The organism is Desulfuromonas acetexigens (genome assembly GCF_900111775.1).
GTDB lineage: Bacteria > Desulfobacterota > Desulfuromonadia > Desulfuromonadales > Trichloromonadaceae > Trichloromonas > Trichloromonas acetexigens.
On the sequence record NZ_FOJJ01000012.1, the window covers coordinates 221915 to 240459 of the forward strand.

The window sequence follows — 18545 nt, forward strand, 5'->3', positions numbered from 1 at the left end:
GATTGCCTGAACCGGCATTCACGAATCGGACATCGCCGGTCTTTAATGTTGACAAGAGCGGGGAAGCAAGGTTACTCTAACAAACTAGGTCAGCTATTGGAGGTCCCGTGATCATTACCCGCGCTACGGAATACGCCATTCGTGCCCTGCTCTATCTGGCTCGCCAGCCACGCGGGGAAATCGTCTACAAAAAGGATATTTGCAGCCACCAGAACATCACCCCCGCCTTTCTCACCAAGATTCTGCAGCCCCTCATCAAGGAGGGGATCGTCGGGTCGCAGCGGGGGGTGGGCGGCGGTTTTTATTTGCGCAAGGATCCCGCCGAAGTGACGCTCTTCGATGTGGTGGTCGCCCAGGAGGGTCCGCTCTATCTCAACGAATGCCTCTCCGACGGCGACCTCTGCCGGCGTACCCTCTTCTGCCCGGTGCACGGCGCCTGGAAAGAGGTGCGGGATGAGATGACGGCGATTCTCAAGCGCTACAACTTCGCCCAATTGGCCCGGCAGGAAATGTGCAATCTGGAAGATCTGAAAAAATAGCCCGATAAGCCGCCCCGAAAAGTCCGACGGCCGCCCCTCCGAGCATGGAGGCGCGGCCGTTTTTTTTGCAAAAAAAACCCTGGAGACCAGGAGGGTAAGTCATCCAGGGCAAATGAGGCAGCTGCGTCCAGCGGCCTCGAATCATCTTTTAAATTTAGTATACGCTTGCGGGGGGTGGGAGTCAATCCGGCCGCGGAGAATGCCGCGATGGGGGGGCGCGGCCATAATCTTTATCAATAAAGTAAACAATAAAATGCAGATAAATTATTTTATTGACCAAAATTGTCGTACTATAGTATGGTCAATTTATTCGAGTTAAGTGCCGTAGAAATGGCCGACAATTTCCCGAAGGAAAAATCATGGAATCGACCCGCCGCAGTATCGCCAAAGCTGTCTCCTATCGCATCATCGGCACCCTGACCACCGCCGGCGTGGTCTTCGTCGCTATCGGGCGCCTCGATCTCGCGGCGACGGTCGGCGTCCTCGACACATTCTTCAAAATCTTCGTTTATGTCGGTCACGAACGGATGTGGAACCGCATCCCCTATGGGCGGGAAACGAAACAGCCGGAATATTTCATCTGAGCCGCGGGAGGCCGTCATGAAGCAAACCACGCCGATCCAAGGAGCCCTGGACATCCTCGCCGCCGGCCTCGACCGCGCCGGCGGCAAAGTGGCCTTGGCCTGTTCTTTCAGCGTCGAGGACGTGGCGGCCATCGACCTGCTGCAGCAGGTGGCTACGGAAACCCCGGTCTTCGCCATCGACACCGGCCGCCTCGACGAAGAGACCTACGAGGTCGCCGAAGCAGTGCGCAAGCGCTACGGTCTGAATATCGCCTGGTACTTTCCCGAGCGGTCCGCCGTGGAACAGCTGGAGCGGGACAAGGGGCTCTTCTCCTTCCGCGACAGTCTGGAGAACCGCCGGGAGTGCTGCGGCATCCGCAAGGTCGAGCCGCTGCGTCGGGCGCTGGCCGGGCTCTCCGGCTGGATCACCGGGTTGCGCCGGGAACAGAGCGTCACCCGCGACGCCTTGCAGGCCATCGAGGTCGACCCGGTGAACGGCGGCCTGCTCAAGATCAACCCGCTCCTCGACTGGAGCGAGGCGCAGCTCTGGGATTACGCCAAGACCCGACGCCTGCCGGTCAACCGCCTGCACCAGCAGGGTTATTCCTCCATCGGCTGCGCCCCCTGCACCCGCGCCGTGCAGCCGGGCGAAGGGACCCGCGCCGGACGCTGGTGGTGGGAAAATCCCGAGCATAAGGAGTGCGGGCTGCATCGACGATAGGCAATTTGCCGGTAAGATCTGAGACAATTTTTGCTTAACCACCAAAAGGAACCGATCATGCCCCAGCCCCTAACCCACCTCAAGCAGCTTGAAGCCGAAAGCATCCACATCCTCCGCGAGGTCGCGGCCGAATTCGCCAACCCGGTGATGCTCTACTCCATCGGCAAGGATTCCGCGGTCATGCTGCATCTGGCGCGCAAGGCTTTTTATCCGGGGAAGATCCCCTTTCCCTTGCTGCATGTGGACACCACCTGGAAATTCGAGGAGATGATCGCCTTCCGCGACGAGATGGCGGCGACGGGGGACTTCGAGCTGCTCATCCACGTCAATCAGGAAGGGGTGCGACAGGGGATCGGACCGTTTTCCCACGGCAGCGCGGTGCACACCGACGTCATGAAGACCGAGGGCCTCAAGCAGGCCCTGGATCAGGGCAAGTTCGACGCGGCCTTCGGCGGGGCGCGTCGGGACGAGGAGAAATCCCGGGCCAAGGAACGGATCTTTTCCTTTCGCGACGAGAATCATCGCTGGGATCCGAAAAACCAGCGCCCGGAGCTGTGGAACCTGTACAACGCCCGGGTCCGCCCCGGCGAAAGCATTCGCGCCTTCCCCCTGTCCAACTGGACCGAACTCGACGTCTGGCAGTACATCTACCTCGAACGGATCCCCATCGTCCCCCTCTACTTTGCCAAACCGCGCCCGGTGGTGAAGCGGGACGGGATGCTGATCCTGGTCGACGACGACCGGCTCAAGCTGCGCCCGGGGGAAAAGGTCGAGGTCAGGTCGGTGCGCTTCCGCACCCTCGGCTGCTATCCCTTAACCGGCGCGGTGGAATCGACGGCGGCGACGTTGCCGGAGATCATCCAGGAGATGCTGCTGACCCGCACCTCGGAACGCCAGGGGCGGCTGATCGATCACGACTCCAGCGGCTCGATGGAAAAGAAGAAACAGGAGGGATATTTCTGATGGCTCACCAATCCGCATTGATCGCCGAAGACATCCACGCCTACCTCAAGGCCCAGGAAGAAAAGTCGCTGCTGCGCTTCATCACCTGCGGTAGCGTCGACGACGGCAAGAGCACTCTGATCGGACGGCTCTTGTGGGATTCGAAGATGATTTTCGAGGACCAGCTGGCGGCCCTGGAAGCGGACAGCAAGAAGGTCGGCACCCAGGGGGAGCGCATCGACTACGCGTTGCTCCTCGATGGCCTGCAGGCCGAGCGCGAGCAGGGGATCACCATCGACGTCGCCTACCGGTTCTTCTCCACCGACAAGCGCAAGTTCATCGTCGCCGACACCCCGGGGCACGAGCAGTACACCCGCAACATGGTCACCGGCGCCTCCACCGCCCAGGTGGCGATCATCCTCGTCGACGCCCGCAAAGGGGGGCTGACCCAGACCCGCCGCCACAGCTATCTGGTGTCCCTGGTCGGCATCCGTCACATCGTGCTGGCGGTCAACAAGATGGACCTGGTCGACTACAGCGAAGACCGTTTCGCCGAAATTCTGCGCGACTACGAGAGCTTCGCCGCCGGTCTCGGCTTCGACCGGATTCAGCCGATCCCGATCTCGGCCCTCGAAGGGGACAACATCCTCGCGCCGGGCGGCAACACCCCCTGGTATCAGGGGCCGACCCTGATGGAGTATCTCGAAACGGTGCCCGTCGCCGAAACCGATGTCCGCCAGCCCTTTCGCCTGCCGGTGCAGTGGGTCAACCGGCCGCATCTCGATTTCCGGGGTTTCTGCGGAACCATCGCCGCCGGAACGGTGCGCCCCGGAGACGAACTGGCGGTCGCCTCGTCGGGCCGTAAAAGCCGGGTCGCGCGGATCGTCACCGCGAATGGCGACTTGGCCGAAGCCGTGGCCGGGCAGGCCGTCACCCTGACCCTGACCGACGAAATCGACATCAGCCGTGGCGATGTCCTGGCCGATCCCGAGGATCGCCCGCACTACGCCAACCGCTTCGAAGCCAAGCTGGTCTGGCTGCACGAAGAACCCTTGCAGACGGGGCGCGGTTATCTGCTCAAGAGCGGCTCGGCCACCGCTCCGGTCCAGGTAAGCAATTTGCGGTTCAAGGTCAACGTCAACACCCTGCAACGGGAAGACGGCGCGACCCTGGATCTGAACGAAATCGGCGTCTGCCACCTCGCCACTGGCCGGCCCATCGCCTTCGATTCGTACCGGGCCAATCGCGCCACGGGGGGCTTCATCCTCATCGATCGGCTGACCAACGCCACCGTCGCCGCCGGCATGATCCATCAGCCGCTTATCCAGTCCGGCGGTCGCTGGCAAGACCTTGAACTGAACCGGCAGACCCGCGCCGCGCACAAAGGGCAGCAGGCGCGGATTCTCTGGCTGAGCGGATCGGTCCCGAGGGGTCTGGCGGCTTTGCTGGAAAAGAAACTGCACAGCCAGGGCCGCCACACCGCGCTCCTCGACGGCGGCCAGCTGCACGCCGGGCTCAACCGCGACCTCGGTGACGGCCCCGCCGATCGTTTGGAACGGACGCGCCGGATCGCCGAAGCGGCCCGCTTGCTCGGCGAGGCGGGGTTGATCGCGCTGGTCGTGCCGGGCGACGGAAACCGGCCGCCACGGGAAATCTTCGACCGGGACGAACTGCTGGAAATCGTTTTCGACGGTGCCGCCGAGGCGGGCGAACCCTCGGTTCTCCGTGTCTCGGACGCGGCGGCGGCGCCGGAGGCGCTGGCGGAACGGATCGCCGGCGAACTGGCGCGGTGCTCCTTCGGGGGTGCGATGATTGACGACGCTGGGCTGTGACGGCATAGTTACCTTGCTGCACGGCAATCCACGACCCAAGGGAGACGGACATGACCAGCACCGCTGAAATCGACTACCAGCAACTGCGCCTTGACGGCATCTACCGGCAGAACGAGGCCGGGGAGCTGATGCTGCGGGTGAAAATTCCCGCCGGGGTGCTTTCCGCGGAACAGGCGCGCAAAATCGGCGACCTTGCGGAACGCTTCGCCAGGAACGAACTGCATCTGACCACCCGCGGCAGCATCGAGCTGCACTGGCTGCGCTACGAAGACCTCGCCCCGGTGGCTGTCGGCCTGGCCGCCGTCGGGCTGACCACGCGCGGTGCCTGCGGCGGCGCGGTGCGGGGGATCGCCTGTAGCGCTTCCTTCACCGCCGGTTCCGACCGGGTCCAGACGCTGGCCCGCCGGCTGCACCGGCACTTTACCGGCAATCCCCATTTCGAGGGGCTGCCGAAAAAGTTCAAGATCGGCATCGACGACGATTACGCCGGGGCGCGGCATCTGATCCAGGATGTCGGTCTGGTTCAAGCCGACGCCGGTCGTTACGACGTCTGGCTCGCCGGCGGCCTCGGCCGCGAACCCCGGGCCGGGTTTCGTTTCGCCGAGCAGGTCGACGAAGACCGGTTGATTCCACTGATCGAGGCCGTCGTGCGCGTCTACCGCAAGCACGCCCCGGCGGGCCGCCGGCTCAAATTTCTGGCCGACCGACTGGGCGAGGCGCGGCTGCGGGAACTGATTCGCGACGAACAGTTGGGCGCGCCGGAGCGCTTCCCGCCGCCGGTGCTGGAACGGAGTCCGTTGCCCGGTCCGGTCGCGGCGGAGCCGGTGGAAGTGCCGATTTTCGCCGGCGAACTGACGGCCGAGCGGTTGCGCCGACTGGCCGACATCGCGGCGGAGCACGGCGGCGGTTTTCTGGCCGTGAACGGGAATCAGAACATCTCTTTCGCTCCCGCCGACGGCGCGGCGCGGGCCGCCATCGAAAAGGCCCTGGCCGCCGAGGGTCTGACGAGCGGCGCCTCGGCGGCGGAAGCGACGTTGCGCGTCTGTCCCGGCAGCCATCTCTGCCGGATGGGGCTGGCCCCGACCCGCGACGTCGCCCGTCAGCTGCTGGCCGTCCTCGGTCCCGAGGGACAAAAACTTTCCTGGGCGATCTCCGGTTGTTCCAACTCCTGCGCTCAGGCCCAGTTGGCCGACGCCGGGATTCTCGCGACCCACTCGGTCAAAGCCGCCGACGGTGCGCGCCAGCCCCGCTTCAGCCTGCTCCGGCGGACGGACGCCGGTTTCGGCCGGGCGGTCGCCGAAAACCTCGACCTGGACGGCTTGCTGCTGGCCGTTCGCAACCAGGGATAACCTCGACCCATTCACCATAACGAAAGGAGTCCTTCATGAGCCGCATTTATGCCGACAACTCCCTCTCCATCGGCCGCACCCCGCTGGTGCGTCTGAATCGCCTCGCCCCCGTCGGCGGCGCGACCATCCTCGGCAAGGTCGAGGGCCGAAATCCGGCCTATTCGGTCAAATGCCGGATCGGCGCGGCGATGATCTGGGACGCCGAAAAAAAAGGGCTGCTCGGCCCCGGCAAGGAAATCGTCGAACCGACCAGCGGCAACACCGGCATCGCCCTGGCCTTCGTTGCCGCCGCCCGGGGCCTCCCCATCACCTTGACCATGCCGGAAACCATGAGCCTGGAACGGCGCAAGGTGCTCCAGGCCTTCGGCGCCAACCTGGTGCTGACCCCCGGCGCCAAGGGGATGGGCGGCGCCATCGCCGCCGCCGAGGAGTTGGCCGCTTCCGATCCCAACCGCTATGTGCTGCTGCACCAGTTCAAGAATCCGGCGAATCCGGCCATCCACGAACAGACCACCGGCCCGGAGATCTGGGAAGACACCGACGGCGGCATCGACGTGCTGGTCGCCGGGGTCGGCACCGGCGGCACCATCAGCGGGATTTCCCGCTATATCAAAAAGACCCGGGGCAAGCAGATCCTCGCGGTGGCGGTGGAACCGAGCGATTCTCCGGTCATCAGCCAGAAACTGGCCGGCGCCGAGCTCAAGCCCGGCCCGCACAAGATTCAGGGGATCGGCGCCGGCTTCATCCCCGACACCCTCGATCTGTCGGTGGTCGACCGGGTCGAGCAAGTGAGCAACGACGAGGCCATCGATTTCGCCCGGCGGCTGGCCAAGGAGGAAGGAATTCTCGCCGGCATCTCCTGTGGCGCGGCGACGGCGGTGGCGGTACGGTTGGCGGCGCGCCCCGAATTCCAGGGGAAAACCATCGTGGTCATTCTTCCCGACTCGGGCGAGAGGTATCTGTCAAGCGTTCTTTATGAAAACTTGTAAACAAGTGAAAATGTTTTGTTGATTTTATGGATTGACACGAATAACTAGTTTCTTTATTGTTTGACTCAATATAGCGCCGGAACCCAGCCGGCGGCACTGTCTTTATCCAGAGTGGTGGAGGGAAAAGGCCCTGCGAAGCCACAGCAACCGGTCACCGACGCGCCCGCGTCGGGGGATGCCAGGTGCTAAATCCTTCCCGTCGACGCATGCTGCGGAGGCGGGAGAGATGAGGACGGCGCTTCGATCTCCCGCTTTGGCGAGTCTGTCTCGAAGCCCCTTCTCATCCCCATGCGAAGGGGCTTTTTGCGTGCCCCGCGACTCACCAATCAAAAGGGGATGACCAATGACACGAAACGAAACCCGGACCCTGGAAACCCGCCTGGCGCAGATCGGCGTCGGCCGCGACGAACGCACCGGCGCCATCAGCTTTCCTATCTACCCCAGCGCCACCTACCGCCACCCGGCGGTGGGGCAAAGCACCGGCTACGACTACACCCGCAGCGGCAACCCGACCCGCGAGGTACTCGAAGAGGGGCTGGCTACCCTCGAAGGGGGAGCGCGCGCCTGCGTTTTCTCCTCAGGCATGGCGGCTCTGACCACCCTCTTTCTCCACTTCGCCGCCGGGGATCATCTGATCGTCTCCGAGGATCTGTACGGCGGCACCTACCGGGTGCTCGACCAGGTCTTCGCCAAGCTCGGCCTGGCGGTGAGTTACGTCGACACCACCCGCCTCGACGCCATCGAGAGCGCCGTGACCGCCGCGACCCGGGCGATTCTCATCGAAACCCCGGGCAACCCGCTGCTGGGCGTGGCCGATATCGCCGCCATCGCCGACCTCTGTCGCCGCCGCAACCTGCTCTTCATCGTCGACAACACCTTCCTCACCCCGGTCCTGCAACGGCCGCTGGAGCTGGGCGCGGATGTCGTGGTACACTCGGCGACCAAATACCTGGGCGGCCACAACGATCTCTGCTCCGGGGTGCTGGTGGCCCGCGATCCGCAATTGGGGGAGCGCCTCTACTTTCTGCAGAACGCCACCGGCGCGGTACTGCCGCCGCAGGACTGCTGGCTGCTGATCCGCAGCCTCAAAACCCTGGCGTTGCGTATGGAACGCCACTGCCGGAGCGCCATTGAGGTGGCCCGCTGGCTGCGACGCCAGCCGAAGGTCACCGTCGTCTATTATCCGGGATTGGAAGACCATCCCGGCCACGAGTTGTCGCGGCGGCAGACGTCCGGCTTCGGCGGCATGCTCTCGTTCCGCGTCGAAAGCCCGGAGCTGGCCCGACAGGTGCTGGAAAAGTTGCAGCTGATCTCCTTCGCCGAAAGCCTCGGCGGGGTGGAATCGCTGATGACGTTGCCGGCGGTGCAGACCCACGCCGACATCCCCGAGGCCGAACGGCGGCGCCTCGGCGTCTGCGAGAGCCTGTTGCGGCTGTCGGTGGGGATCGAAAGCGTACCGGACATCATCGCCGATCTGGAACAGGCGCTGGCGTAGGGGCGTATGGCCATACGCCCCCCCCACCAATAAACATCAAGAGGATTCCATGACCACAAAAACCTACCGCAGCGCCACCCTGCTGGTGCATCAGGGGATCGACCGCGACCCGGCCACCGGCGCTTCGGCGATCCCCATCTATCAGGCTTCGACCTACCATCACGTCGGCGGCCAGCCGGGGGAGTACGACTACGCCCGCAGCGGCAACCCGAGCCGCCGGCAGGTGGAGGATGCCATCGCCCTGCTCGAAGGCGGGGTGCGCGGTTTCGCTTACGCCACCGGCATGGCCGCTATCGGCAGCGCCCTGGCCCTGCTCAAGAGCGGCGACCATCTGATCGCCCCCAACGACCTCTACGGCGGCAGCTGGCGCTACCTGAGCACCGTCCTCCCCGAGCAGGGGATCACCACCAGCTTCGTCGACATCACCGACCTGAACCGGATCGAAGCCGCCATCACTCCGGCGACCAAGGCGATTTTCCTGGAAACGCCGTCGAATCCCCTGTTCAACATCACCGATATCCGCGCCGTGACCGCCCTCGCTCGACAGCGGGGGCTGCTCACCCTGCTCGACAACACCTTCATGACGCCGCTCCTGCAGCGGCCGCTGGAGTTGGGGGTGGACGTGGTCATCCACAGCGCCACCAAGTTCCTCGGCGGCCACAGCGACCTGATGGCCGGCCTGGTTACCACCGCCGACCCCCAGTTGGCCAAGCGTCTGAAATATTTCCAGAACGCCTTCGGCGCGGTGCTGGCCCCCTTCGATTCCTTTCTGCTGGCGCGCGGCATCAAGACCCTCAAGCTGCGTCTGGAGGCGGCCCAGCGCTCGGCCCAGGATCTGGCCGAACGCCTGCAAGACCATCCGGCGGTGGCCCGGGTCTGGTTTCCGGGACTTGTCGATTTTGCCGGGCGCGAGCTGCATTTTTCCCAGGCGTCCGGCGCCGGGGCGGTGCTCTCCTTCGAACTGAAGGAACAGGCGCGGGTCGCGCCGCTGCTGCAACAGATCAAGCTGCCGATCATCGCCCCGAGCCTTGGCGGGGTGGAGACCATCCTCACCCACTGCTGGTCCATGTCCCACGCCGCCATTCCCGCCGAAACCAAGCTGCGTCTCGGCATCCGCGAAACCCTGCTGCGTATCTCCGTCGGCATCGAGGACGTGGAGGATCTCTGGGAGGACCTGGCGGCGGCGCTTTAAATCCGTTTGACAACGTCACGGCTTTTGATTAGAGTTTCCCCCTACAAGCGCATAGCACACGTCTTTATCGAGAGTGGTGGAGGGAGAAGGCCCTGCGAAGCCACAGCAACCGGTTCGCCGCAGCAAAAGCTAAGGCGGATGTCAGGTGCTAAATCCTTCCCGCCGGAGTCTTTGCGAGGGCGGGAAAGATGGGGACGGAGCCTACGAGGTGCGATGACCCGCATTCGAAGGCCCCTACCCGTCGCCGGGCAGGGGCTTTTTTTGTTTCGTAGGGGCGGATGGCATCCGCCCAGGGTGGGTAGATTTGAGCGGTTCCGTGGGCATTGTGACAACCCAGTTCGCCGAGTTCGACGTCGAACTGCGCCTGGAGAGCGGCCGTCTGCTCGGTCCCCTGACCCTCGCCTACGAGACCTACGGCGAGCTCAACGCCGACCGTTCCAACGTCATTCTGGTCGCTCACGCCTGGACCGGCGACGCTCATGCCGCCGGGAAGAACACTCCCGACGACCGCAAGCCGGGGTGGTGGGACGACATGATCGGTCCCGGCAAGGTTCTAGACACCGACCGCTATTTTGTCCTCTGTTCCAACGTTATCGGTTCCTGTAAGGGCTCGACCGGCCCGACCAGCACCAACCCCCGCACCGGCAAGCCTTACAACCTGACCTTTCCCGTGCTCATGGTGCGCGACATGGTTCGCGCCCAGAAGCTGCTCCTCGACCGGCTCGGCATCGACTCGCTGCTGACCGTCATCGGCGGCAGCATGGGGGCGATGCAGGCCCTGGAATGGAGCATTCTTTATCCGGAGATGGTTCGCTCGATCATCCCCATCGCCGGTACCGGCCGCACCTCGCCCATGGCCATCGCCTTGAACGCCCTGGCGCGGCAGGCGATCTTCAACGATCCCCTGTGGAAGAAGGGAAACTACAAGCCCGAGCATCCCCCCGCTGACGGCCTCGCCTTGGGCCGGGCGGTGGGGCACATCTCTTTTCTTTCCGATGTCTCCATGCAGCTTAAGTTCGGCCGGCGTTTTTCCGCGCGGCACGGACAGTTCGATTTTTTCGGCCAGTTCGAGATCGAGCGCTATCTTGACTACAACGGCGCCAGCTTTGTCGACCGGTTCGACACCAACGCCTTCCTTTACCTGGCCAAGGCCCTCGACCTGTACGACGTCGCCTGGAACTTCGAGAGCCTGGAAGAGGCCCTCGACCAGCTGCGTTGTCCCTCCCTGTGGTTCGCCTTCACCTCCGACTGGCTCTACACCCCTTCCCAGACCGAGGAGGTGGTAACGGTGCTGCGAAAACTCGGCAAGCCGGTCGCCTATCACCTCATCGAATCCGATTACGGCCACGATTCCTTCCTCGTCGAGCCGGAAAAATTCACCCCCAAGGTTGTCGAGTTCCTGCAACGCCTCGACTGAGTTCCGTTGCGCGATTTTTCGTCGCCGGAACGGGCACTTCCCGTGCCCCCGAAGGCGGGAAAAATCGCGCGCGCGGCTTGCGCCGGAAAAATATCGCGATAGCATGGAGTCTTGCGGCGCTGGCTGGGATTTTACGGGGAGGTGACGGGATGCTTCAGGCTCAGGCTCTGGTCGATTACGAACGCTTTGGTTGCGCCAAGGTGGCGCTCTTTGTCGATACCACCGAGGCGCGGCGCACCGCCGAACTGCTCGCCGCCCACGGTCCGGCGATCCGCCAGGTGGCCGAGCTCTTCAACGCGCGGATTCTTCTGGTTGACCGGGACAACCTCCGGCCCGAGACGATCATCGACCAGGGCATCGCCGATGCCTGGCTGCTGCTGGTGGCCGAGGGGCGCAACCGGGCCATGACCACCAAGAAGAATCCCCAGCGCATCAATCTCGACAGCGGCGGCGACTGGGAGCGCCACGCCTTTCTCGAACTTTTGCGCCAGATCAAGGAATCGACCCGCATTCAGGAAGAAGTCACCGGCTACTATCGGCGCTACGAACCGAGGCGGGAAGCGGCTCTTCCCCTGGCTCCCGTCCTCGGCCCCAACTGAACATCCTCCCCTCCCTGTAGGGGCAATTCACCGATTGCCCCTACAGTTCCAGCAGCATCTCCTCCGGTTCCTCCACCAGCGTCTTGATCCGCAGCAGAAATTCCACCGCCTGGCGGCCGTCGATCAAGCGATGGTCGTAGCTCAGGGCCAGATTCATCATCGGCCGGATGACCACCTGGCCGGCCCGCGCCACCGGTCGTTCCTGGATGGCGTGCAGGCCGAGAATCGCACTCTGTGGCGGATTGAGCAGCGGGGTACTGAGGAGCGAGCCGTAGACCCCGCCGTTGCTGATGGAAAAGGTGCCGCCTTCGAGTTCCGCCAGTTCAATGCGGCTGACCTTGGCGCGGGCGGCGAAGTCGTCAAGGGTTTTCTGCAGATCGGCGAAATCCCGGCAGGGCACTTCGCGGATGACCGGCACCAACAGCCCCTTTTCGGCGGCCACGGCGATACCGATATCATAAAAGTGCTGATAGACGATGTCGCCGCCGTCGATGCGGGCGTTGACTTCGGGGAACTCCTGGAGGGCTTCGGCGCAGGCCTTGATGAAGAAGGGGAGCAGGCCGAGCTTGACCCCGTGCCGTCGCTGGAAGTTTTCCCCGTGTTTGCGCCGAAGTTCCATGATCCGGCCGAGGTCCGCTTCGCTGAAAGTGGTGGCCATCGCCGTTTGCTGGCGCGCGGCGAGCAGACGTTCGGCGATGGTGCGGCGGATCGGGCTCATCGGGCGACGGGTAACGCGCCCTACCGGTTCTTCTGCCGCCGGTTGCGGCGGAGGTGGCGGCGCCGGTTTGTCCATTTTGACGGGGGGCGGAGGAGCGGGTTTGTTTTTCGCGACCGGCGCCGGCGTCCCATCTTCTTTCGGAAAAGCCTTCACCTTGGGTGGAGTTTCCTTGGGTTTTTCCGGCGGGGGCGTCGCCTCGGCGGGGGCGCCGCTTTCCTCCAAGCGGGCGATGACCGCGCCGACCTTGACCGTCTGCCCCTCCTCGGCTTCGATCTTCAGCACACCGGCGACTTCGGCATGAATTTCCAGGGTGATCTTGTCCGTTTCCAGTTCACAGAGCAGTTCGTCCTTGGCGACCTGGTCGCCGCTCTGCTTGTGCCATTGGGCGATGGTCGCTTCGACGATCGATTCGCCGATGGCGGGAATTTTTATTTCCATGGGGTCTCTCCCGAAATGAGGGGTGTCAGGGTCTGAGGGCTTGCTCCAGGATTTCCCGCTGTTCCTGCTGATGGGCTTTGTGCGAGCCGACCGCCGGCGAGGCGGCTTCGTCGCGGCCGATGTAGTCGATCTCGCGGCCGAATAGTTCCGTCAGCAGCGGCCGCAGGTGGGGCCAGGCGCCGTTGTTGCGGGGCTCTTCCTGCACCCAGGCGATGCGTTCGGCGTCGGCATAGGGGCGCAGGGCGGTGGCGAGACGCTCCCCGTTCAGGGGATAGAGCTGTTCGAAGCGCACCAGGGTCAGTTCCCGGCGTTCCCCTTTTTCCATCTCTTCCAGCAGCTCATAGTAGATGCGTCCGCTGCACAGCAGCAACGCGCGGCAGCTTTCCGGCGGCGCGCCGTCGACGAACAGTTCGGCGAACCCGCCTTCGGCGAAGTCGGCGAGGCGGGAGCGGCAGCGGGGGTGGCGCAGCAGGCCCTTGGGGGTGAAGACGACGAGGGGGCGGCGGAAGCTCTGACGCACCTGACGGCGCAGCAGGTGGAAGAACTGGGCCGGGGTGGTGGGGTTGGCCAGGAGCAGGTTGTGCCGGGCGCAGAGTTGCAGGTAGCGTTCGATGCGGGCGCTGGAATGCTCCGGCCCTTGCCCCTCGAAGCCATGGGGGAGGAGCAGGACCAGGCCGCTGGCGCGATCCCATTTGGCAGCGCCGGAGGCGATGAACTGGTCGATGATGACCTGGGCGCCGTTGGCGAAATCGCCGAACTGGGCTTCCCAGAGGGTGAGGCCGAAGGGGCTTTCGAGGGAATAGCCGTACTCGAAGCCGAGCACCGCCGCTTCGGAGAGGAGGCTGTTGTAGACCTGGAAACGGGCGCCGTCGCGGGCCGCCCCAGCGAGGGGAAAGACCGTCGTGCCGCTTGCGGCGTCGACGAGGGCGGCATGGCGGTGGTTGAAAGTGCCTCGTCGGCAGTCCTGTCCCGACAGGCGCACGCTTGTCCCCTCGTGCAGCAGACCGGCGTAGGCCAGCGCTTCGCCGCCCCCCCAGTCGATGCCCGAATCCTCGACGAGGGCGGCGCGGCGGGCTTCCATCAGTTTAGCGATTTTCGCATGGGGAGTGAACCCCTCGGGGATGGCGCAGGCGATCTTGCCCAGCTCGATCAGGGTTTCCCGGGGGAGGGCGGTGGCCACCGGCGCGTCCGTGTAGTCCCGGGCGATGCTTTGCCACTGGTCGAGAAAGCCCTGGTCGACGGCCGCTTCGTCGCCGCTCGCGGCCAACTCCAGGCAGGCGTTGATCGCCGTGCGCATCCTGTCGAATTCCCCCGCCGGCAGCCCCTCTTCGGCGAGGCGGTCGGCGTAGAGTTCGTGGACCGGTTGCCGCTCGCGGATCGCCGCGTACATCAGCGGTTGGGTAAAGAAGGGTTCATCCCCCTCGTTATGGCCGTGGCGGCGGTAGCCGATCAGTTCGATGATGACGTCGCGGCCAAATTCCTGCCGGTAGGCCAGGGCCAGTTCCGCGACGTGGAGAGCCGCCTCGGGATCCTCGCCATGGACATGGAAGATCGGCACCGCCAGCATCTTGGCGACGTCGGTAGCATAGCGGGTGGAGCGGGCGTCGGCCGGCCCGGTGGTGAAGCCGATCTGGTTGTTGACCACGATATGGACCGTGCCGCCGGTGCGGTAGCCTTCGAGTTGGGACAGGTTGAGGGTCTCGGCCACCAGCCCCTGGCCGGCGAAGGCGGCGTCGCCGTGCAGCAGCACCGGCAGCACCCGCGTCTCGCCGGCGGCGCCGTAGCGGTCCTGGCGCGCCCGGCACTTGCCTTCGACCACCGGATTGACCGCTTCGAGATGGCTCGGGTTGGCCGCCAGGGTCAGGCGGATGGTCCCGCCGCCATCGGTTTCCCGCTCGCAGGAATAGCCCTTGTGGTATTTCACGTCCCCCTCGCCGACGAAGGCGTATTCGAGATTGTCCTCGAATTCGGCGAAAATCGTAGCAAAAGGCTTGCCGAAGAGGTTGGCCAGCACATTGAGCCGTCCCCGGTGCGGCATCCCCAGGATCAGATCCGTAACCCCCGTGGCGGCGGCGCGGTTGAGGAGATGGTCGAGAACCGGCAGGAGGATCTCCCCGCCTTCCAGGGAAAAGCGCTTCTGCCCCACGAAACGCCGGTGCAGGTAGGCCTCGAAGAGCGCCGCCGCGCTCAGCTTCCAGAGGATGCGGGTCTTCTCGGCGAGGCTGAAGGTGGCGCGGTTGCCCGTGGATTCCATGCGCTCCTTGAGCCACTGGCGTTCGTCCGGGTTCTGGATGTGCATGAACTCGACGCCGATGGAGCCGCAGTAGGTTTTCCGCAGGATGGCGAGGATCTCGCGCAGGGTGGCGCCGGGGCGGATGAAGTTGCGGGGGGCGAAGGGATGGTCGAGGTCGGTATCGTCCAGGCCGAAGGCGGCCGGTTCCAGTTGGGGATGGCCGCTGGGGGGCGGACTCAGCGGGTCGGTGTGGGCGAGCAGATGACCGATGTCGCGGTAGCGGTAGATGAGGGATTGCACCGCCGACTGCTTGAGATCGTGCTCGCCCGTATCCGGCGCGGCGGTCTCTTGCCCCAGTTCGAAACCGGCGAACCAGGCGCGCCAGTCGGCGGGCAGGCTCTCCGGCGCGGAGCGCCATTGGCGATAAAGATGATCGAGGGCTTCGGGACTGATCTGGGCGGCGAAGTTCACGGCGGGGATTCTCCCGGTCCTAAGTTCATGAGAGAAAAACGATTGCACCAGTATAGCAAGGGCGGGGAGGGGCGCAAGGTGGGGGGTCAGGTGGTGGCGGTGGGGAAGGCGGCGTTGAACTGGCGCTCGGCATGATAGGATGAGCGCACCAGCGGGCCGGCGGCGACCTCGGCGAAACCGAGGTCCAGGGCCCTTTCCCGCAGGACGGCGAACTCTTCCGGCGGCAGGTAGCGCCGAACCGGGTGATGGCGGCGGCTGGGGGCCAGGTACTGGCCGAGGGACAGCAGGGAGCAGCCGGCGGCGCGCAGGTCGGCCATGACCGCTGTCAGTTCCTCGACGGTTTCGCCGAGTCCCGCCATGAGTCCCGATTTCAGCGGCAGTCCGGGGGCGAGTCGCCGGGCCTCGGCGAGCAGTCGCAGTGAACGGCGGTAGTCGGCGCCTCGGCGGATATCGGCGTAAAGGCGCGGGACCGTTTCGAGGTTGTGGCCGAGCAGGTCGGGGACGGCGGCGATCACCCTGGCGAGGGCGTCGCTGTCGCCAGCGAAATCGGGAATCAGCAGTTCGATCCGGCAGCCCGGCGCCTGGCGACGGACTTCATGGATCAGCATCACGAACTGTTCGGCGCCGCCATCGGCCAGATCGTCCCGGGTGACAGAGGTGACGACGGCGTGTTTCAAGCCCAGTTCGGCGATGGCGGCGGCGACCTTGGCCGCTTCTTCGGGGTCGGGGGGGAGGGGCTCTCCCCGGCCAACATTGCAAAAGGTGCAGCCCCGGGTGCAGCGGTTGCCGAGGATCATGAAACTGGCGGTCCCCTGGCTCCAGCACTCCCCCTGATTGGGGCAGGCGGCCCCCCGGCAGACGGTATTCAAGCCGCCCTCCCGGTGGTAGCGGTCGATACGAGCGTAGTTGGGACCGCCGGGGATGCGGACCTTAAGCCAATCGGGTTTGCGGGTTGGGGGAGCAGGCATGGAGATGGGGAACCTGGCGGGAAAGAGGGGCGGACGTTCAGGCGGCGCCCGGCGGAGGGTTCCTGCCGGGCGCCGCCCTTTTTCGTTCTGGCGACCGCTTTGGGGTCAGCTTTTCCAGTGGATGCAAGCCACCGGGCAAGCATCCATCGTTTCCTGGATGGCTTCTTCCGAGGCGCCCCGGGGATCGTAAACCTCGGCGAGGCCCGCGTCGTTCATGCGAAAGACATCGGGCAGGGTGTCCGCGCAGAGGTTGCAGCTGATGCAGGCATCTTGATCCACATAGGCGATTCTGGCCATGTCGACCTCCTTTTTAAGCGGGCTCGAAGTCTTCTTTGCCGGCGCCGCACTGGGGACAGACCCAGTCCTCGGGCAGTTCGGCAAAGGGGGTGCCGGGGGGGACGCCGTTGCCGGGATCTCCTTCGGCGGGGTCATAGATGTAACCACAGATGACGCAGCGGTATGATGCCATATTGATTTCTCCTCCGGATTAAGGTGGGTCAGATCATCTTGACCAGGGCTTTGACGGCTTTCTCGATCCCTTCGGCCGCTTCGCTGATGTGACCGGCGAGCATGTAGGCCGGGGTGGAGACGAGTTTGTTCTCCTTGTCAATAACGATGTCGGTGACCGGGCAGTTGACATGCTCGGCGCCCATGGCGGTGAGGGCCTGAGCGGTCCCTTCGTCATTGCCGATGGTCAGCTTGTGGGCGACCTTGTCGGTGCCGAGCACCCGGGCCAGCACCGCCGGGGCGATGCAGATCGCGCCCAGGGGTTTGCGCTCGGTCATGATCTCGCGGATGAGACGGGTGACTTCGGGATGGACCTCGCACTCGGCTCCTTTGACGGCGAAGTCGCTGAGGTTTTTGGCGGCGCCGAAGCCGCCGGGGAGAATCAGGGCGTCAATCTCCGCCGCCTTGACGTCTTTGAGATCGCGAATCTTGCCCCGGGCGAGGCGGGCCGCTTCGACCAGGACGTTACGTTTTTCGCCGGCGGCGACATCCCCGGTGAGATGGTTGACGACATGCATCTGTTCCATGTTTGGAGCCATGCAGACCGCTTCGGCCCCGGACCGGTCGATGGCCAGCAGGGTAATGACCGTCTCGTAAATTTCGCTGCCGTCGAAGACCCCGCAGCCGGAAAGCATAACGCCTATTTTCGCCATGATCTGTAACCTCCTTGTAACGAAATCAATGGGTCGCGGCCCGTTGCCGCCGCTGCGCGGTCGGCGACGAAGCCTTCTTGGGAGATGTGGATGGAGGACCGGGTGGCTTGTTGCCCACGCCGTCACGGATTGGGGAGGGAAGACATACATTCCGCCCGCCACGATCCGCCGTCCAACTCAAAGGGTAGAGGAAGAGCGGGGATTGTCAAGCCGTGGGGGGACTAGCCGCCCTTGGAATAGATGACCGCCACCGCCCGGGTCGGGGAGTCGGCGGTGGCGACATAGCCGTGGGGTTCGGTGGAATCGTAGTAGACCGAGTCGCCGGGGGCCAGGGTCATGACCCGGTCGCCATAATGGAACTCGAGGGCGCCGTCCAGCACGAAAAGGAATTCCTCCCCTTCATGGCAGACCTGCAAGCCGTCGACCTCTTGCCGGGGTTCGAATTCGACCAGGAAGGGCTCCATGTTGCGATGCTTCTTGCCGAAAGCCAGGGAGTGGTAGGCGTAGGGAGGCGGGGCTTCGTCCTCGCCGGGGCGGCGGTACATGCGGCGGCTTTCACCGGAGCGGGTAAGGATGCACTTTTCGTTATGTCCTTCTTCCTGGAAGAAGAAGTGCAGTCCGACCTTGAAGGCCTTGGAGATACGTAACAGGGTGCCTAGCGGGGGGATGACCTGTTCATTTTCGATCTGCGACAGCAGGGGCTTGGAGAGGCCGGTGGCATCGGCCAGGTCCTGCAAGGTCATGCGCCGCTCCTGCCGCAATCTTCGAACCTTGAAGCCGATCTGCAGTTCCTTGACCTCTTCCCGAATGTTTTCCATGGTCGCTACCCCGCTGTTTTTCTTAAGTCTCTACCCCGTGTCGGCCGGCAAGTCAAGGGCTTTGTGGGGGGACTATTCGTTCGGAGCGGGGATCTTTTCCG

18 protein-coding genes and 2 riboswitches are annotated in these 18545 nt (G+C 64.4%); of the genes, 11 read left to right on the forward strand and 7 right to left on the reverse strand.

Features of this window, described 5'->3' with window-relative positions; translation table 11 throughout:
• The first annotated feature begins 107 nt into the window (after positions 1-107).
• The 11 genes from BQ4888_RS07610 (at position 108) to BQ4888_RS07660 (ending at position 11638) form a co-directional block, all read left to right on the forward strand.
• A complete protein-coding gene (locus BQ4888_RS07610; RefSeq protein WP_092055938.1) occupies positions 108-539 on the forward strand; it encodes an RrF2 family transcriptional regulator in 432 nt (143 codons plus the stop codon).
• A 359-nt stretch (positions 540-898) separates the two neighbouring features.
• Positions 899-1123, forward strand: a complete 225-nt coding sequence (locus BQ4888_RS07615) for a DUF2061 domain-containing protein (RefSeq protein ID WP_092055941.1) — start codon at positions 899-901, stop codon at positions 1121-1123.
• Between the two features lie 16 nt (positions 1124-1139).
• A complete protein-coding gene (locus BQ4888_RS07620; RefSeq protein ID WP_092055944.1) occupies positions 1140-1823 on the forward strand; it encodes a phosphoadenylyl-sulfate reductase in 684 nt (227 codons plus the stop codon).
• A 57-nt stretch (positions 1824-1880) separates the two neighbouring features.
• Positions 1881-2786, forward strand: coding sequence for a sulfate adenylyltransferase subunit CysD (cysD, locus tag BQ4888_RS07625; protein WP_092055948.1), 906 nt, complete (start codon positions 1881-1883; stop codon positions 2784-2786).
• A complete protein-coding gene (cysN, locus tag BQ4888_RS07630) occupies positions 2786-4597 on the forward strand; it encodes a sulfate adenylyltransferase subunit CysN (RefSeq protein ID WP_092055951.1) in 1812 nt (603 codons plus the stop codon). The genes cysD and cysN overlap by 1 nt, the downstream gene beginning before the upstream one ends.
• A gap of 50 nt (positions 4598-4647) precedes the next feature.
• Positions 4648-5946, forward strand: a complete 1299-nt coding sequence (locus tag BQ4888_RS07635) for a nitrite/sulfite reductase (protein WP_092055954.1) — start codon at positions 4648-4650, stop codon at positions 5944-5946.
• Positions 5947-5981: 35 nt separating this feature from the next.
• Positions 5982-6935, forward strand: a complete 954-nt coding sequence (gene cysK, locus BQ4888_RS07640) for a cysteine synthase A (protein ID WP_092055958.1) — start codon at positions 5982-5984, stop codon at positions 6933-6935.
• A 99-nt stretch (positions 6936-7034) separates the two neighbouring features.
• Positions 7035-7168, forward strand: a riboswitch (SAM riboswitch).
• Between the two features lie 110 nt (positions 7169-7278).
• Complete coding sequence (locus BQ4888_RS07645) at positions 7279-8430, forward strand: trans-sulfuration enzyme family protein (protein ID WP_092055961.1); 1152 nt, start codon at positions 7279-7281, stop codon at positions 8428-8430.
• A 49-nt stretch (positions 8431-8479) separates the two neighbouring features.
• Entirely contained in the window at positions 8480-9622 is a 1143-nt protein-coding gene (locus BQ4888_RS07650; RefSeq protein WP_092055964.1) for a trans-sulfuration enzyme family protein, read from the forward strand.
• Positions 9623-9683: 61 nt separating this feature from the next.
• Positions 9684-9817: riboswitch (SAM riboswitch) on the forward strand.
• Between the two features lie 109 nt (positions 9818-9926).
• Positions 9927-11039, forward strand: a complete 1113-nt coding sequence (metX, locus tag BQ4888_RS07655; RefSeq protein ID WP_092055967.1) for a homoserine O-acetyltransferase MetX — start codon at positions 9927-9929, stop codon at positions 11037-11039.
• 149 nt (positions 11040-11188) lie between these two features.
• Positions 11189-11638, forward strand: coding sequence for a hypothetical protein (locus BQ4888_RS07660; protein ID WP_092055971.1), 450 nt, complete (start codon positions 11189-11191; stop codon positions 11636-11638).
• A gap of 40 nt (positions 11639-11678) precedes the next feature.
• Here BQ4888_RS07660 and BQ4888_RS07665 read toward each other — a convergent pair whose 3' ends face one another.
• The 7 genes from BQ4888_RS07665 to BQ4888_RS07695 all read right to left on the reverse strand — a co-directional run bounded on the left by BQ4888_RS07665 (position 11679) and on the right by BQ4888_RS07695 (position 18444).
• Entirely contained in the window at positions 11679-12794 is a 1116-nt protein-coding gene (locus BQ4888_RS07665) for a 2-oxo acid dehydrogenase subunit E2 (RefSeq protein WP_092055974.1), read from the reverse strand.
• A 25-nt stretch (positions 12795-12819) separates the two neighbouring features.
• Entirely contained in the window at positions 12820-15498 is a 2679-nt protein-coding gene (locus tag BQ4888_RS07670) for a 2-oxoglutarate dehydrogenase E1 component (protein WP_092055976.1), read from the reverse strand.
• Between the two features lie 86 nt (positions 15499-15584).
• On the reverse strand, positions 15585-16466 hold the full coding sequence (gene lipA / locus BQ4888_RS07675) for a lipoyl synthase (RefSeq protein WP_092055979.1): 882 nt from the start codon (positions 16464-16466) through the stop codon (positions 15585-15587).
• Between the two features lie 105 nt (positions 16467-16571).
• Positions 16572-16763, reverse strand: coding sequence for a ferredoxin (locus BQ4888_RS07680; RefSeq protein WP_092055982.1), 192 nt, complete (start codon positions 16761-16763; stop codon positions 16572-16574).
• Between the two features lie 13 nt (positions 16764-16776).
• Entirely contained in the window at positions 16777-16935 is a 159-nt protein-coding gene (rd, locus tag BQ4888_RS07685; protein ID WP_092055984.1) for a rubredoxin, read from the reverse strand.
• 28 nt (positions 16936-16963) lie between these two features.
• Positions 16964-17626 (reverse strand): isoprenoid biosynthesis glyoxalase ElbB, encoded by a 663-nt coding sequence (gene elbB, locus BQ4888_RS07690; RefSeq protein ID WP_092055987.1) that lies wholly within the window; start codon positions 17624-17626, stop codon positions 16964-16966.
• Between the two features lie 221 nt (positions 17627-17847).
• Complete coding sequence (locus BQ4888_RS07695) at positions 17848-18444, reverse strand: helix-turn-helix domain-containing protein (RefSeq protein WP_092055990.1); 597 nt, start codon at positions 18442-18444, stop codon at positions 17848-17850.
• Positions 18445-18545 lie beyond the last annotated feature (101 nt).